1 protein-coding gene is annotated in these 19,350 nt (G+C 47.4%); it reads right to left on the bottom strand.

What is annotated here, in order from left to right:
- Positions 1–63: 63 nt before the first annotated feature.
- Positions 64–19,296, bottom strand: a complete 19,233-nt coding sequence (locus tag MKY66_RS13005) for a non-ribosomal peptide synthase/polyketide synthase (protein ID WP_339807156.1) — start codon at positions 19,294–19,296, stop codon at positions 64–66.
- Positions 19,297–19,350 lie beyond the last annotated feature (54 nt).

The following is a 19,350-nucleotide window of genomic DNA, read 5'->3' as shown; positions in this document are numbered from 1 at the left end:
TTCAACCTTCTTTCTAAAAAAAAGGTTGGCGTTTCTGACTCACGAAACGCCAACCTTGAAATATTATTTAGTGCTTGTCAGCAAGAGTTCGTTGATGAGCGTTGCATTCTGTTTCACAATCTCCGGATAATTTTTGTCAATCATCTCCATATGTTTGCCGTAACCTTTCACTTGTCTGAATTGTCCTGTGGTGGATTGGGCCCACAATGCAATCGAAGCATTGGCATCCAAAAGTCCTGAAGTCACATAACTGATGTTACCATCAATCGTACCAAAGGTTATGGCTTCATGAACATACAGGTAAGACTTCGTAATCAGCTCCAGCAAATAGTCATTCGCCAATTTCTCAAGGTCCTGATATTGACTCATGTTGAACTTTTGCTGAATCTCCTGCCTGATTTCTTCTTCAGTCAGACGATGCTCTTCCACTTCTGTTCGGTATTTTGAGTCCAGTATAATCAGGTCACGCACTTCATATCCTCTGCGGTTAAGCTCTTTGGCTACATCGAAGGCCAGCACTCCACCCGAGGAGTAACCCATCAGCGTGAATGGGCCCTCCTTTTGAATATCAATCATCATTTGAGCGTAACGAGCAATCCGATCTTCTGAAGTGATGAAATTAAAGCTGTAAACTCCGAACGAGTCCAGATGCTGAGCAAGTGTCATGTAGGCAATCCCCATGGAAGCAGCGGGAGGAAAACAGAAAACGATCCGATTATTCTCGCTTGTCCGGGTTAGCTGCATGCAATCTTCGGTGTAGTCCTCCAGCAGATCTTTGGCTTTCTCAACAAAGGCCGCCAGATCAGCAATGGTCGGTTTTTCAAAAATATCCTTAAACGGAATTCTAAAATTCAACAGACTGTACAATCGGGATACAAAAGACATCACATTTAACGAATTCGCACCCAGTTCAAACAGATTTGCATGTATGCTAATCGGCTTCACTGGAAGAACGTCCTCCCAAATATCTGTCATGTGTCGTTCCAGTTCCGTTTCCGGTGGTGTGTAGGATTGCAGAGCTGTCACACTACCCTCAGGCTCAGGCAATGCCTTCAAGTCCACTTTTCCGTTCACCGTCAATGGGAGCTGATCCATCACAACAAAGAATGCAGGTATCATATATGCGGGAAGCTCGTCAAGCAATCCCTGTTTCAGTTGAACGATGTCCATCTTTTTACTCAGGTCCACAGGTACGATGTACGCACAGAGATAGCTTTGCTGAGAATCGTCTTGCCGCGAGGTCACAATTGCATCCTTAACTTCCGGTTGTTGCAGCAAACGATGTTCAATCTCTCCCGGCTCAATACGGTATCCCCTAATTTTCACCTGATGATCAATTCGACCGAGGAACTCCATGTCTCCGTTTGGCAACCATTGCACCAGATCACCTGTCCGGTATAGGATAGTCCCTTCTTTGAACGGATTGGGTACAAACTTCTGCATCGTTAGTTCCGGACGTCCGAAGTATCCTCGGGATACTCCGTCACCTCCAATGTATAGTTCCCCTGGCGAACCAGCCGGAAGCAGTTGCTGATGTTTATTCAGCACATATAACTGCACATTTGCAGCAGGTTTCCCAATAGGTACTGAGATTCTCGTGTCCGTCTCGGGATTATACGGATGGATCATGCAGCCTACAACTGTTTCCGTTGGCCCGTATTCATTAAAGATCTGAACCTTGCCTCCAAAACTCTCATATACTTCCCGAGCCAATTCCGATTTCAGGTCCTCACCGCCTACAATCAGGCACTTGATACTAGATCGAGTGTTGTCCATATCCTTAATTAGATTCAGATGTGATGGTGTCAATTTAACTACGCCTGCTTGCCGATCCCTGAATACATTCAGGATCACTGGTTCATCTCCGCTGGTTGGATATACCACTATTTTATTTCCAGTAACCAGCGGTGTAAAGATGGAAGTGATCGTCAAATCAAACGCAAACGAGGAGTACAGGGCAAAATCAAGCTCCCGATTCTGCAAATAAACGTCCTTCGCCCAGAAAATATAGTTGATCAGACCGCTGTGCGGAATCATTGTGCCTTTTGGTTTCCCGGTCGATCCTGAGGTATAGATCACATACGCTACATCCTCTGGTCCAGCATGCTGCTCCAATGGTTCTGCTGAATAATGGCTATAATCCGCATCAATCGCTACGGATGTTCTGCCCGACACGGTATGGCCTTCTTCCCTTTCCAATATGATCGATGAACCGCTATCCTCCAGAATAAATGCAATCCGTTCTGCGGGATATTCCGGGTCAATGGGCACATACGCTCCGCCCGCCTTCATAATAGCCAGAATGCCAACAATCATCTCGGGTGAGCGTTCAACCATAATGCCCACCATGGAATTGTAACCAACACCGATAGCTTTTAAATGTCTTGCCAACTGATTCGATTTTATTTCAAGATGTCTGTAGGTCAGCACATCTGAGCCCAACGCTACGGCGACATGTTCAGGGGTTTTGAGGACTTGTTCACTGACCAACTGATGCATCGTTTTGCCCTTCGGATAGGCTGAACCCGTATCGTTGTACTGATCCAACAGGATGATCTGCTCTTGTTTCGTCATGATTTGAATGTCATCGACCCGCATGTTTTCATCTGTCACTATTCGTTTCAACAGAGTCAGCATATGGTTTTCCATGACTTTCATCAAGGATTCATCATACTTGCCGGAATCATAGGCAAACTTGATTACTAGCTCTTCACCAGGTATTGCAATCAGATTGAATCCATAATTCGTCTGTTCCTGACTATGGACGTCCTCAATGACAAACCCAATATCATTCGCGCCTTGTTCAACGAGACTTGAATCCACCGAGTAATTTTCAAAAACCATGATATGATCGATCAAATCTCTTTTTAGACTGCTCAAAGATGCAATTTCAGCCAGACCCAGATGGTGATGCTGACTTCCTTCAATCGATAAGGCCTGCATATCTCCAACCAGTTGTTTGAAGGTATGTCCCTCATCCCATTGAATCCGTGCAGGAATGGTGTTGATAAATAAACCAACCATGTTTTCGATCCCGCTTACCTGCGCTTCTCTCCCGGATACCACCGTTCCAAATACGACATCGGAAGTATCGTTGTACTTGGCAAGCATGATTCCCCAGACACACTGCATAACCGTATAAAATGTGACATGGTTCCGGTTGGCAAGGTCATTCATTTGCTTCGTGAGCTGTCTGGAAATGCGGAATTGATGCTCCTGTGGAGTGACCCCATCGTTCAATGAACGAGAAATTCCTGCTGGCAACTGAACCTTGTTCTCATATCCGCCCAGAACATTCTTCCAGTACGAGATGGCTTCATCCTTGTTCAACGCCTGCAACCATTCCACATATTCACTGTAAGGTACAGGCTCGTGGAGCTGAATGTTTTTCCCAGTACGTTTGCATTCATACAGATGGACCAGCTCTGCAAGAATGATGCCTCTTGCCCAGCCATCAAGCAAGATATGATGGTTACTCCAGATTAACGAGTATTGCTCCTCATTGGTCTGCAACAATTCAAATCGAACCAGTGTATCTTTTCCAAGATCAAAACCTTTTCTTTTGTCCTCCATAGCAATTGACAATACACGAGTGTCTCTGTCCTGTTCTGGTAATCCTCGAAGATCCCGGTATACAAAAGCAGCCCCTCGGTTTTGACAAATAATATTCCGTGGCTCTTCCGTAACTTGGTATTCAATGGAAGCACGAAGCATTTCGTGACGTTGCATCAACAGGTTCAGACTCTCCTGAAACCGATCAATGTCAAGATTTCCTCTGATGTTCATGATCAGCTGCTCAAAATAAACCCTGTCTCCGCGATTCTCAAGTGCATGGTACAGCATCCCGCGCTGCATGTTGGCCAAAGGATATATTTTCTCAATTCGCTCTGGGCCGAACTTTTGCGTAATCACTTTCAAATTTTGCAGCGTTACATATGGATCTCCATAATCGGATGGCGTTTTTTCGGCCTGCTGTTGCTGCGCGCAATGTTCAATGATCAGCTGGAGCATTTTTTGGTAGGATGTCGCAAAGTTCTCTACGATGGAGTTATCAAACAACTTGTGGTTATAGGTGATGTTAATCATCAATTGACCTTCAGCCACATAGGCAATAACTTCCATTGGATTGGCACGAATGACATCATCACCAACCGAATTGCCCGCTGGCAACCAGGACGAACGAAACAGACCACTGTTAATATCCTGATCCATTTGTCCCAAATAATTAAACAACAGGAGTGGTGTCTGCTCTTTCAACTTTGGCAATTCAGTAGTCATATATTTCAATATTCCGTAACCAATTCCTTTCGCAGGAACCCTTCTTAGCTGCTCTTTTACCTCCTTGATCGTTGTACCAAGCCCTTCCTCATTCCCGAGATGGATACATACCGGATATTTGCTTGTAAACCAGCCAACCGTACGACTGATATCCAATTCGTCTCCCATAAGCTCGCGACCGTGACCTTCCATCGTTACCTTAACTTTGCTCGCTCCTGCACATTCCTTGATGGAGAGAGCTAGAGCAGCCAGCAGAATGTCATTAATTTCAGTATAGTAGGCCTGGTTTGTCTCTCTCAAAAGCTGAGTTGTCATCTCTCGGTCCAGCGATACGCTGCTCATTCGATTGTCTCCGTATCGATATTCGCTCAGATGAACTTCATTCCGAGGAAGAAAGCCGGCTTCTTCTTGATCCGTCTTGATCCAATACGCACGCTCCTTGGCGAGACGACCTCCCTTCGCATAGTCGCTCAGGAAAGCTGCATAGTAGGGGTACGAATCTGTAACCGGATAAAAAGAAAGATCTTGTCCTTCCAGAAGCTGCTGGTATCCTATGGCCAAGTCTTCCAATAGAATTTTCCAAGATACCCCATCAATCAGCATATGATGGATTACAATGACCAGATGATCTCCCTGATCGGTCCTGAAAATGACGGCTCGCACCAGAGGTCCCTCGAAAATTTCGATGGATTCTTGTATCTTGGAGGCTGCCTGCTGCACCCTTGTGTACAGTTCCTGCTCATCAAGAGCGTTCATGTCCTGTACATCCAACTGGAAAAGACCTGCTTCATAATCGAGATGGGTCTGCACCACCTTACCTTGTTCCTCACGATAGGACATCCGCAAGACATCGTGATGCATCATTAACCCTTCCATGATCTGCCGGACTATCTCTGGATTGAATCCCTCCTCGCGGTACAACATCAAGGACTGATTAAAGTGGTTCATTCCTGTACGTTGATGCTGCAAGAAATAAGACTTCTGGATGGGTGTAAGATCAACCGGACCCGTCACACGCTGCTTCATCCGGTCTACATGGGAATCTTCTCTAACATAACGCCCCAGCAACTTGATCTGTGGATTAGCAAATAGCTCTTTCATGGTCAGCTTTTTGCCAGCTCTGGACAGTCTGGATATAATTTGCAATGCTTTAATGGAATCACCACCGGAAGCAAAGAAGTGATGGTTGATGCCGATTGGCTTGAAGCCAAGCACCTCTTCCCAGATGGAAACGAGCAGGCTCTCTGCCTCGTTTCTCGGGGGCTCATAGACCATCTCTCCACCCATGCTTGCATCCGGTTCGGGAAGTGCACGTACATCCAATTTCCCATTGCCGGTCAGCGGCAGGGTATCCAATTGCATAAAATGCGTAGGAATCATATATTCAGGCAATTCGACACCTAGATGAACGCGAATTTCGTCCAATGGTATCGATCTGTTTGCGGTGAAATAGGCACAGAGCACGGTAGCCCGTTCCTGGTTTGCTCCAGGTACGATAACGGCCTCCCGTACACCTTCCAGAAGCAGCATTTGTTTTTTGATTTCATCCAGCTCAATCCGATAACCACGCACTTTCACCTGATTATCCTTCCGACCTGCCAGTTCCAGCTCATCATCATGTGTCCAACGGGCAAGATCTCCTGTTTTGTACATGATCTGCCCCGGCTGGAATGGATCTTCAACAAACTTCTCCCGGGTCATTTCAACCTGATTGAAATACCCGCTAGACACTGCTTCACCCGAAACACAAATTTCACCGAATACACCCCGGGGCACCAGATGGTTATGCTTATCTAGCACGTATACCACAGTGTTATCAATCGGTCTGCCAATAACCGGATGATCTATAAAGGAACGAACATTCACAGACGATATGTTATGAAAAACTACACCAATCGTCGTTTCAGTTGGACCATAATGATTCATGATCCGGCTGTTTGGAAACTCTTGAAGGTACTTTTCCACATCCGTTGTATTTGTCTTCTCCCCACCAAGCACAACCAGCCTCAGCACAGGCTGCCATTCTGCAAATGCAGCATCATGGAGCAGCAGATTGAATAATGAAGGGGTCAGTTTGATGAATGTGATACGCTGTTGAGCCATTATTTGTAATATTCTAGCCGGATTGGTGTAGTCTTCCTTGCTTGGAACGTGAAGCTCACCGCCTTGCAACAAGGATGAAAATACACCTGTGTATCCCAGATCAAAAGCACTGGAAGACATCAACATCGTTCGATCTGCCGCAGAAACTCCCGCTTCGCGGATGAACCATTGTGTGTAATTAACAATATTTCGGTTGCGAACCATTACCCCTTTCGGAGTACCTGTCGAACCTGAAGTATAGATCATATAGACCTGCTGTTCAGGCGAAATCGGCAGAGATAGATCCGTGTAGTCAAAGCTTTCGATACTGCTGTCGTTAACCTGACACACATCCCCACTGAAAGATAACTCCTTGGACAACGGATGATCCGTCAACACAAGGATAGCCTGGCTATCATTCAAAATAACATTGGTCCTGTTCACAGTCTGCTCAGGATCAATCGGTAAATAGATGGCTCCCGTTTTAAGAACGGCCAGCATGCTTATAATCAAGTCCACAGATGGATTCATGCTTACTGCGATAACCGAATTCGGTGCAGCCCCTCTTGATCTTAGCGAGCGAGCCAGTTGATTAGCTCTACGATTCAACTCTTCATAAGATAATTCGTTTTCCCCTGACACCACTGCCCGTTGCCCGGATGACTTCCTTACTTGCTCCTCGAACAGTTCGATCAGGGCTGCATCTGTTCTGAATTGCACAGGCTGACCACAGGATACCTGCATAATGGACTTTGTCTCTTCTGATGTGATGAATTGAATATCCTGCAACCGCAACGCGGCATCGTTACTGATATTATCCAGCAACTCCGTCAGGTGGCCTGCCATACGCTCTATTGTTTCAGGCTTAAACAACTCCGTAGAGTACGTAAACACACATTTGATCCGGCCCTCAGCTTCCATTGCGGTTAAAGTGATATCAAATTTGGATCGGATGTTGCTTGGAGGAAGTGAACTGAATTGCACACCCTCTATTGCAAGCTCCTCACTGTCATAATTCTGGAATACCAGCATCGTATCAAACAAGGCACTTCGGCTCATATCTCTTGTCAAGGCAAGCTGTTCAACCAGTTCATCAAATGCATAATCCTGGTTTTCATAGGCCTGAAGTGTATTCTCTTTGATCTCGTTAAGATACTCCTTGAACGTAAACGTGCCTACCGGACGATTCCGAAGTGCCAGTGTATTAATGAACAAACCGATTACATTTTCCAGTTCCGGCTGTGAATTACCTGCTACCGGTGTCCCCACGATGATATCCTCTTGCCCGGTGTATCGATGTAACAGTGTTGTATAACCAGCAAGCAGAAGCATAAATAAGGTTACGCCCTCTTGATGAGCCAATTGAGACAGCCGTTGCGACACACCCTCAGATAACTCGAACGGAAACAGTTCGCCTTCATAATTACGGTGTTGTGGTCTTGCATAATCGATAGGCAGATCCAGGAGCGGGACTTCCTCTTGATAAGCACTGAGCCAGTAGTCCTTCTGTGCCTGCATCACTTCCGTTGTTCTGGATAGTGCCTGCCACTCGGCATAATCTCTGTATTGCAATTGGAGTGGTTCAAGCGTTTGTCCTTCATACAGGGCGCTCAGCTCCCTGGTCAAGACGCCCATGGATGCACCGTCCGCAATAATGTGATGCATATCCATAATCAGACTGTATTCAGCCGGTCCCATTTGCACAAGTTCCACCCGCAGTAACGGAGCCTGAGTCAGATTGAATGGACGTACAAATCTCGCCTGCCACGCTCCTAAAGTCTGGTCACCCAGCTCGAGAGATGTGATCCTGAATTCCACCTGTTGATCAATTCGTTGAACAGGCTGTCCATCAACCATATGGAAGGAAGTCCTGAATGATTCATGACGCTTGATCAGATCCTGAAAGGCTCTTTCCAATTGGCGTACATCCAGATTGCCAGATATTTTCATAGCATAAGGCATATTGTAGGCCAAGCTCGAATCTTCCAGCTGATGCATAATAAAAAGTCTTTTTTGTGCTGACGAGAGCGGGTAGTACTCCTTGCTTTCCGCTTTGGTTATGGTCACATATTTGCTGGAACGAGCGGAATCGATCCACTTGGACAAGGCTCTGACCGTAGGCGTTGCAAATACTTGTCTCAATGGTATGGCCACACCGAATGCCTTGTGGACGCGAGATACGAGAGCCGAAGCCTTCAGCGAGTGTCCTCCAACTTCAAAGAAATTGTGGTTTACGCCAATACGGTCATTATTTAGAAGCTGATGCCAGAGTGCAAGTAATTCCGCTTCCACCCTGCTTCCCGGAGCTTCATAACCCCCAAGTGCAGACATGCCCGCTTCCGGGGCTGGTAGCGCTTTACGATCCACTTTCCCGTTGGAGGTCAGTGGCAATTGATCCATCTTTACAATGTAGGCTGGCATCATATAATCCGGCAATTGAAGAGACAACTGTTGTCTGATCTGTTGCGTAACCGCATCATCTGCTGCCTCATTCAGGGTGATATATGCACATATAAATTGTGTATGCTCTTCATCCGCCCTGGCTACAACGAATGCATCCTTTACGATATAAAGCTGAAGCAATTGATGTTCGATTTCACCCAATTCAATTCGATATCCCCGAATTTTGACCTGATGATCCATTCGGCCCAAGTACTCCATGTTGCCATCTGCACGCCATCTGGCCAAGTCGCCTGAACGATACATTTTCTCACCAGGATAGAACGGATCTTCGACAAATCGTTCTTCCGTAAGACTGGATCGATTGAGGTATCCTCTGGCAAGCCCTTCTCCTGCAACGTATAGCTCACCTGCACATCCTACAGGCTGCAATTGGCGATACTGGTTCAGAATATATGCCCTGAGTGTAGGGATAGGCTGACCTATATTACTTCTGCCCATTTGCATATCAGACAGGGTAATCTCCTTATAGGTAACATGAACCGTAGTCTCCGTAATGCCGTACATATTAATTAATTTTGTAGATGGATAACGCTTATGCCATGCTGTCAATAATGACGGACTTAACGCTTCTCCGCCAAAAATGACTTTTCGCAAACTCAATTCCTTCCTCGGACGTTTTGCCTCCTCATGCATCAATCGGTAGAAGTAAGATGGCGTCTGATTCAGAATGGTTACCTTTTCACGGATTAATAATTGCAGGAATTCTCCAGGCTGTTGGGCGACCAGATGTGGAACGATAAGTAAGGTCCCTCCGTACAACAGTGCTCCATACATCTCCCACACCGAAAAATCAAAACAGAAGGAATGGAACATCGTCCATACATCATTCTCGCTGAAATTAAATCGATTACGGTCATTGATCAACAAACGCACGACATTTTTATGCTCAATCAGCGTTCCCTTCGGATTCCCAGTCGTACCTGAGGTATAAATGACATAGGCGAGATCATGTGACTGAACGGATATCTCCAGATTTCCTGCATCCAGGTGATACGAGTTCTCTTCCTCCAAGACAACGCATAAACCCCGGTGAAGTCCGCGATCCATTCCTTTTTCAGAAACCACCAGCAGGCGGATGCCCGAATCCTCCAGCATATAGCTAATACGGTCATCCGGATAGGTGGGATCAACAGGTATATATGCGGCTCCCGCTTTTAACACTGCCATAATGCCAACGATCATATCGACTGACCGATCCGCCATAATCCCAATGAATTGCTCTGTTCCTCCTGTAAGAGAAAACAACGTACGGGCCAGTTGATTGGAACGCTCATTCAGCTCCATGTACGTCATATGACGATGCTCATCCCGGACAGCAATTCGATCAGGCGTACGTCGAACTTGCTGCTGGAACAGCTCATGAATGGTCATATTTCGCGGGTAATCCGCATCAGAGTTATTGAAAGAATTCAGGAGCACCTCACACTCTTGACCACCCACAAGTTGAATGTCAGCAAGCTGATGATGATCCGCTGAAGTAACTTGTTCTGCCACACTCCTAAAATGTTGATCCATACGCTCGATGATGGATGAATCATATTTATTACCATCATACGTAATCACAAGGGTCAGGCTGTCACCAGGTGTTGCCGAAATCAGGAATCCGTAGTTGCTCTGTTCCTCCGCATGCAGTCCGGTAATTTCAAAACCAACCCCAGTACTGGATTGTTGAACGGCTCCATGATCCAGGGCATAGTTCTCAAATACAAAGACATGATCCATTAATTCCTTATTGAGATCACTCAATGCCTGAACCTCAGCCAGATTCAAATAATTGAATCGCTGACTTTCAACGGCTTGTTTCTGAACGGCCTGGAGTACGTCGCCAAAATGCTTTTGATGCTGGTAACCAATCCGAACGGGAATCGTATTGATGAACAACCCTATCATCTCTTCTATGCCTTCAACTGGCGCTTCTCTGCCAGAGACTACGGTTCCAAATATGACGTCCTCCGTATCATTGTATCTGGCCAGCACCAGACCCCAGATACATTGAATGACGGTATTCAACGTCACCCCATTACGAGCACCTATTTCATTTAATTGGCGGGTTAACTCCTGACCCAAAGATATCGTCTGTTCTTTTCGCAAATACGGAACATCATGCTCTGTAAGAAGCAAACCTGGAACACTCGACTGTGTATCATAATTCTCCAGATAACGTCTCCAATACGCTTGGGCCTCATCCTTGTCCTGACGAATGAGCCATTCAATGTAATGATGATATCGTTTCGGCTCCTTCAGGTTGTGCGCTTTATTCTCAAGTTTGGCCTTATAGATCTGGAACAGCTCCGATAATATAATTCCCAGACACCATCCATCCAGCAAAATATGATGATGGCTCCATACAAGGGTGTAGGATTCATCTGTGGTGCGAAACAGAGCTGCACGCATAAGCGGCTGTGTATCCAGACGGAAACTGCGAGCCTTATCCTGCTGAGTAAAAGTTTCCAACTGAGCTGCTGAATGATGTGCTTCCAAAGCTGTCCAGTCTTGAAATTCAAATTCAATGGTGAGGTTTTGCATAATGACCTGTCTCGGTTCTTCCAAATCATGATGCATAAATGAAGCTCTCAATGCTTCATGTCTGTTCATGAGCTCATTGAAACTGGATTGCAAGTAATCCGGGTTCACTTCCCCGCGAATCTCCATGACCGTTTGCTGAAAATACGCAGTTGATGTCTCATCTTCCATTGCGTGAAAGAGCATGCCTTGCTGCATATTGGTTAACGGATAAATCCTTTCAATGATCACGCCCGGACAGGCAGATTTGATAAGATCCAGCTCCTCAAGTGCCAGACTTGGATCACCATAGTCGGAAGGCGTATATGTCGTTTCACGCTGACACAAGCAATGGTCCACAATTTCCGTTAATTGCTTCAAAAACGTCTCTGCAAATCGACTTACAAGCGGCATGTCCACCGCAGTTTGGTTTGCTGTTACGTTGAGATGTAACTTCCCACCAGATACGAAGGTGTTCAGTTCAATCGGGTTATTTCGGGCGATATGGCCACCAATCGTTTGTCCCGTGGAGAAACGGGACTCCCGGAACATGGCTTCCCCAATCATGCCTCCATCCATCTCACCGAGATAGTTAAACGAAATGGATGCTGGACGCTCCGCCTGCAACTCTGGCATCCGGGCCACATATTTCAGCGCTCCATAGCTAAAGCCTTTATGCGGTACCTTTCTTAATCCCTCTTTCACCCGTTTGATGGTCGTCGAAAGTTCGTCCTCCGCTTCTCCCTCCAACAGAACAGGGTACAGGGTCGTAAACCAGCCCACGGTGCGGCTGAGATCGATGCCTTCCAGCACATCCTCCCGTCCATGGCCTTCCAGGTTCACCTTCAGCTTCAGCTCACCCGTCAGCTTACGCACGGAGAGGTACAGCGCACTAAGCAGCAGATCATTGATCTCCGTCTGGTATGCCCGGTTGCTCTCCCGCAGCAAATGCCGGGTGACCTCCGCACTCAGGGTGTTTTGCACGGTATGGCTGTCCGCAAATCGATCCGGGCCTGCCGCTTCCTCCCGTTCTCCCAGGTTCAGTCCAGCCCCCTCCGCTGCAAGCCTACTCCAGTAGGCTCGCTCCTTCGCGGCCTGCGGGCTGTTTGCGTAATCCTGCACAGCTTCTGCGAAGTGCTGGTAAGAGTCGGTCTTCTCGCCCGCATCCAGCGCTTCTCCCCGCTCCGCCTGCTGATACAGCACTTCCAGGTCCTCCAGCAGGATTCGCCAGGACACCCCGTCCACGACCAAGTGATGAATCGCCAGCAGCAGATGGTCTCCGTCCTCGGCTTCAAACCACCCGACCTGCACCAGCTTGCCCTCTTCCAGGTTACATGCCTGCTGCACCCGGGTAGCCGCCTCATAGACCTGACGCTCCGGTTCATCCCAGCCCCGTGTATCAAATCGGTGCAGGGTATACATCCGCTCTCCAGTGTGAACCGGACGGTTGAATTGGCGGATGCTACCGTCTGGTTGTATCTCATACCTCATGCGCAGCGCATCATGATGCTCCAGCAACCGATCCAGCACCTGTTCCAGCACGTCCGGCTTGAACCCGGCCGCCCGATGCAGCATGAAGGACTGCGTGAAGTGATTTCGTTCCGTCGTGTTGTTCGCAAAAAACCACTGCTGAATCGGGGTCAGTCGCACTTCTCCTTCCACAGGCTCCTGGCTCCGGCGCTCACGCTGATCCCATTTCACATACGGGGAGAGATCCCGAATCTTTGGATAGGCAAACAAATCCCGGACCTCCATCCGCAGTCCCGCTCGGGCCAGACGTGATCCGATCTGGAGTGCCTTGATGGAGTCTCCCCCGGAGACAAAGAACTGGTGATTGATGCCCAGCTCCTCCATGTTTAACACGTCACGCCAAACTTCCACCAGTAGGCGCTCCACCTCGTTGCGCGGTGCTTCCGTCTCCGGCCCGGCAGGCAGATGGTGGTCCGGCTCTGGCAACGCCTTGCGGTCCAGCTTGCCATGGGACGTCAGCGGCAGCTGATCCAGCTGCACCACATAGGCCGGGATCATATAATCCGGCAGTTCCGCTTCCAGCCAGTCCCGAACAGTAGCAGCTGTCCACACTGCTTCGCCTTCGGCTACAACATAGGCGCATAACGCCCCATTTCCCTGCGGGTCCTGATGAGCCAGAACCGCTGTTTCCCGGATGACCGGATGTTTCAGCAGTTGTTGCTCGATCTCGCCAAGCTCAATCCGGTATCCACGGATTTTCACCTGTTGATCGGTACGCCCCATAAATTGCAGGTTGCCACCAGGCAGCCAGCGCACCAGATCACCTGTCCGGTACATTTTGCCGCCGGGTTCATGCGGGTTGTCTACAAATTTCTCGGCTGTCAGTTCTGGATTATTCAAATAACCCCGTGCCAGACTTTGACCGGTAATGTACATCTCCCCGGTCACACCTGTCGGACAGAATTGAAGATGATCATTCAGAATAAAAATTCTTGTATTCGTGAAAGGTTTCCCTATAGGAATGACACCGTCTATGGAATCAACTTCATGCAGAGTGGTAACCACCGTATTTTCCGTTGGCCCGTATGCATTGATCAGCCTGTAATTCGGAAGGGCATGAAGTTTAAGCTGCTCTCCCCCCGAAACTAGCAAACGCAAAGAGGAATTTGGCAGTTCAACAAATGATTCACATACTTTGGAAGAGAACGTTGCAGCCGTTATTCCATACTCCGATAAGTATTCATTTAGCCTCGATACATCCAATCTCAGCTCGGTCGGAATGATATGAAGTGTAGCCCCTGACATTAGTGCAGGGAAAATTTCACTAATCGAAGCGTCAAAGGTCATTTGGAGATAGTTTGCCACCCGGTCTCTCTCTGTTAACTGTAGAGCATCTATATATCCACAACAGAAGTTGGTCAAGGCGCATTGCTCAACCTGTACCCCCTTTGGCATACCTGTAGAGCCTGACGTGTAGATGATATAGGCCAAATCATCAGGGTTTGTTGTCATCGTTGCCGAATCAGCCACAGACGGAATTAGGAGTGATGCCGCAGCATTCCAATCCTTCAATGCTGCCTCATCCAGTATGAGTGTCACACATTCGGAATCAGCAGCCCTGAGCCGATCTGACCAATGGTTCTGGGTCACTATCAACCTTGCTCCGCTGTCCCGAAGCATATACCGGATTCGCTCAACCGGAGTTGATGGGTCCAGTGGTAAATAAGCCCCTCCTGATTTCATAATACCGAGAATGCCCGCAATCATTTCTACAGACCGATCCATCATAATACCAACGACCATTTCTCTGGTTACACCACGCTGACGCAGACGAGCTGCGAGTAAATCCGCCGCTTCATTCAGCTCATGATAGCTCATGCTTCTGCCGTTATGCACAACAGCAACCTGATCAGGTGTCCGCAGAGCATTTTGCTCAATCCACTCGTATACCCGCTGGTGCAGCGGATAAGAGCAGGTGTTATCATTATAGACATACTGCAGCGTCTGCTTCTCTTCCTCAGATACGACTTCAAACTCACCCAGCTTGCCTTGGGGATTGCTTAATATCCCTTTTAATAATTGAATAAAGTGATTGCCCATGTTTTCAACCGTTTGAAGGGAAAATAGATCACTGCAATATTCCAGTTCAAACTCAAGTTGGCCATTCTGTTCAACAGCAGCAAGAGTCAGATCAAATTTGGCAATGGGTAGCTCCGTCTCATAAGGCTCAACGTGTAAATCACCCCATTGTTGTCCGTATGCACGCTCAAGCTCCAGATTTTGCAACACAAACATCGTATCCACCAATGCGTTTCTGCTTCTGTCTCTTGAAACATGAAGTTTGTTGATGAGCTCATCAAGGGGATAATCCTGATTTTCGTAAGCCTGTAATGCATTCTCCTTCACTTCTCCAAGGAAATCATTAAAGGACCGTTCCGCTACAGGATAATTCCGCATGGCAAGTGTATTAACAAACATACCGATCACCTGTTGGAGATCTGCGTGTTTGCGCCCCGCAATCGGAGATCCCACGACAATGTCATCTTGTCCTGAATATCTGGAAAGTAAAGTTGTATAAGCCGCCAGCAGTACCATATATAATGTCGCTTCATGATCTCTGGCCAATTGATGCAGTTCATGTGTGAGCTGTTCGTCACAAACAAATCGCACCCGGTTTCCTTTAAAAGAGTACACTTGCGGTCTTGGCCAGTCTGTTGGCAATTGAAGAACCGGAATTTCTCCCTCAAATCGATTAAGCCAGTAGGTTTCCTGTGTCTTCAGTCCTTCGCTATTAAACCAATCCTTTTGCCACTCGGAGTAATCCTTGTACTGTAACTTCAGCTCAGGCAGAGATTTCCCCGCATACAATTCATGAAACTCCTGAACAAGCACACCTGTTGACACACCATCTGCGATAATATGGTGCATGTCCATCACGACTACATGTTCCTGTTCACTGATTTTCACAAGTTCGATCCGCATTAATGGGGCCTTGCCCAGCTCAAATGGACGAATTCGATCCGAAAGCGTTTCTTCCAATGATCGGCTTCCCGGTTCAATATGTTCAACAGCAAACGGAACATGTGAATGAATCCGTTGGACGGGTTCGCCATCCACAATGACAAAGGACGTCCTGAATGACTCATGTCTCTGTACCAATTGCCGGAATGCCTCTTCAAATCGCGCCACGTCCAGTTTTCCAGATACTCTCATCACTGCAGGCATATTGTATGAAGTTCCGGTATCCGAAATCTGATGCAGCATATGAAGTCTGCGTTGAGCAGACGAAAGTGCATAATAGGGCTTTGATTCGGCCGGTTGGATGGAAAGATAGTCCTCTTTGGCAGCAGATTCAATGTAATTGGCAATACCTCGGATGGTTGGAGCAAGGAAAAGCTGTCGGATCGGCACCATCACCTGAATCTCTTTGTGAATTCGTGATGTCAGTGCTGTCGCTTTGAGTGAATGACCGCCGGACTCAAAGAAGTGATCATGAACCCCCGCAATCTGCACTCCCAAAATTTCTTTCCATATGGTGCAAATGCGATTCTCCAGCACCGTACTTGGTGCTTCATATTGGTCATGCTTCAAATGTTCTATGCATTCTGCCGGTTCAGGCAGCGCCCTGCGATCAACCTTCCCATTTCCTGTTAAGGGAAGCTCATTGAGCAGGATAAAATAGGAAGGAACCATGTAGTCCGGCAGGCGCTCCGATACATACGTACGAATTCCAGTGATTGTCAGCGCTGGATCAGCCTTTAGATATGCAATCAATATGTCCTGATCGGCTGCATCTTTTCTCGTCACTACGACCCCTTCACGAATCCCTTCATGCTCCAGCAGAACATGCTCAATCTCTCCCAGCTCAATGCGGTAACCGCGCAATTTAACCTGGTGGTCCAAGCGTTCGAGAAACTCAATATCTCCGTTTGGGAGCCGGCGTACCCGATCACCTGTTCGATACATCCGTGTTCCCTCAAGCAAGGGATGTGGAACGAATCGGGAATCGGTTAGTTCCTTGTTATTCAAATACCCCAAGCTCAAACCATCTCCGGAGATACATAACTCTCCTGGAATACCAGCTGGAACGGGATTCTGGTACCGGTCCATAACCCAGACCGAAGTATTGGCAATTGGTTTTCCGATGGGAAGATTGGTAACCGCTGCTTCGATGGACCTGATGGGATAAGCTGTAGCAAAAACCGTGCTTTCTGTGGGTCCGTATACGTGAATCAGGCGATCCGCTCCGAGAATATCCAGTCCTTTCCTGGCCTGGGCCACGGATGCCCGCTCGCCCCCAAACAATATTTTGCGGAAGCCACGGAGACATTCAGGCTCACGATCAACAAGCAGATTAAACAGTGCGGTCGTCATGAAAGAAACCGTGACTTTCTCACGAACGATAACTTCGGCGAGCGCTTGGGTGTCCAGAACCGTATCCTGCTTGAGCAGAACCAGACTGGCTCCGTTCAATAGTGCGCCAAAAATATCAAAGACAGATCCGTCAAACGCATAATTCGAAAGCTGCAAAATCCGGTCTTCCGGGCAAATATCGATGTAATCCGTCTCACATACAACCCGAATTACGTTTGCATGAGAGATCATCACTCCTTTGGGCAATCCGGTAGAACCAGAAGTGTAGATCATGTAGGCCAGATCATCCATGCGGCTCTCCTTGTCAGGTTTCACTTCCATTACCTGTGTGGCAGCCGCCATCTCCATGACCGCAGGCATATGATCCATGTAGTCCACATACAGCGGTAACATTGGAAAATTCAGCGGTGCCTGGCTGATCCATTCGGGCTGTGTCAAGAGCACCGCAGCCCTGCTATCCTGAAGCATATGACTTATTCTTTCTTCCGGCCAACCCGGGTCCATGGGAAGATAAGCCGCCCCTGCTTTCAGAATCCCGAGTATGCCCGCAATCATCTCTATCGAGCGGTCTGCCAGCAGTCCTACCACTGCCTGCTTGGGTAGCCCAAATTCGTATAACCGGGATGCCATTTGATCCGCTTTTTCCTGCAATTCACGGTAGGTGATATGCACGTCATCCATAATAAGGGCGGTGGCATGAGGCGTTTTCTGGACTTGTTCATCAAAAAGCTGGGATATGGTTTTCCATTGAGGATAATTAGTCACAACCCCCATGGAATGCTGCTCAAGTATCGGAAGTTCATCGTTCAAGACGAGAGTAATATCCTGAATATGAATCCTCTCATCTGACGTAATTTGATGGATAATCGCTTTCATATGCATCTCAATCTGATCCATCAGAGCCGGTTCATAAACATGTTCATCATAAATGAGCAGCAGCGTCAATTTCTCTCCAAGTCCAGCAGCCATTGTAAACGGATAGTTGGTTCGTTCCTCTCCAGTAATCTCGTTGATTTCAAAACCCAGATTGGACCGCTCTGCCATCTTCCTCGTATCCAGAGCATAATTTTCGAAAACAACGACATGATCAAGCAGATCATGTTTGAGTTCAGTGCGGGCCTGCACCTCAGCCAGACTTAAATATTGATACGCCTGACTGTTCAATGCGTCCGACTGAATCTTTTTCATAAGCTCCACAAATGGCTGCTCTCCACAAAAGGTAACACGTGTAGGAATGGTATTGATAAACAAACCAACCATATTTTCAATGCCATCAACGGCTGCATCCCTCCCGGATACAACGGTCCCAAAGACAGCATCTTCGTTATCATTATATTTAGCGAGCAGAAACCCCCATATCGCTTGAATGACGGTGTGGAGTGTCACGGCATGTTTCTGCGCCATCTCTTTTATTTTTGTGGTGAGAGCTTGAGAAAACTCTATTTTCTTCTCTCTTCTGGAGAACGACATCTCACTTGTTGATCGGTTTATCGAAGGCAAGCCGGTCTTCTCACTGTATCCTGACAGATAATGCTCCCAGTACCCAAGGCCCGATTCCTGTTCCTGCTGCTGGAGCCACTTCATGTAATTGCTATAAGGACGGGTATCTGCCATTTTAGACGGTAGGCCATTGGATCTATCAGCATATATATCCAGCAATTCATTGAAGAGAATGCCCATGCTCCACCCATCCAGTATCATATGGTGAAACGTCCAGATCATCTGGAAATGCTGTTCACCATTACAAACAAGAGCGATTCGAAGCAGGTTATCCTTGGACAAATTAAACCCTTTTGCACGATCCTTCTCCATAAAATCTTGCATTAAGGCAGCGACTTCATCGTCTGACCTGCCCCTCAGATCGTGAAAGGTAAACCCGATCGTCCGCCTCGCAAGAACAACATGAACGGGTTCCTCCAATTTGGTATGAACCGAGGCTCTCAATATTTCATGTCGTTCAAGCAACTGATTGAAGCTTTGCTCCAGAATTTCGGGATCAATCTCCCCGCGTATATCCAGTACCGTTTGTTCAAAATAGGCATCTTCAGACGGATTTTGGAGCGCATGAAACAGCATTCCTTTTTGCATCGGGGATAATGGGTATATTTTCTCGACTTTTGCCTTCATGGACCGATATCATCTCCTTATTGGATCGTACCTAAGCTGTCCTAAACATGGGAT

This window comes from Paenibacillus sp. FSL R5-0766 (assembly GCF_037971845.1).
In the GTDB taxonomy this organism is placed as follows: domain Bacteria; phylum Bacillota; class Bacilli; order Paenibacillales; family Paenibacillaceae; genus Paenibacillus.
The sequence above is the reverse complement of the archived record's forward strand: the minus strand, read 5'-3'. Positions and strand labels throughout refer to the sequence as shown.

What these genes read in the sequence shown, in the direction of transcription:
- MKY66_RS13005 (WP_339807156.1), bottom strand. Translation starts at nt 19,296, where the DNA reads ATGAAGGCAAAAGTCGAGAAAATATACCCATTATCCCCGATGCAAAAA.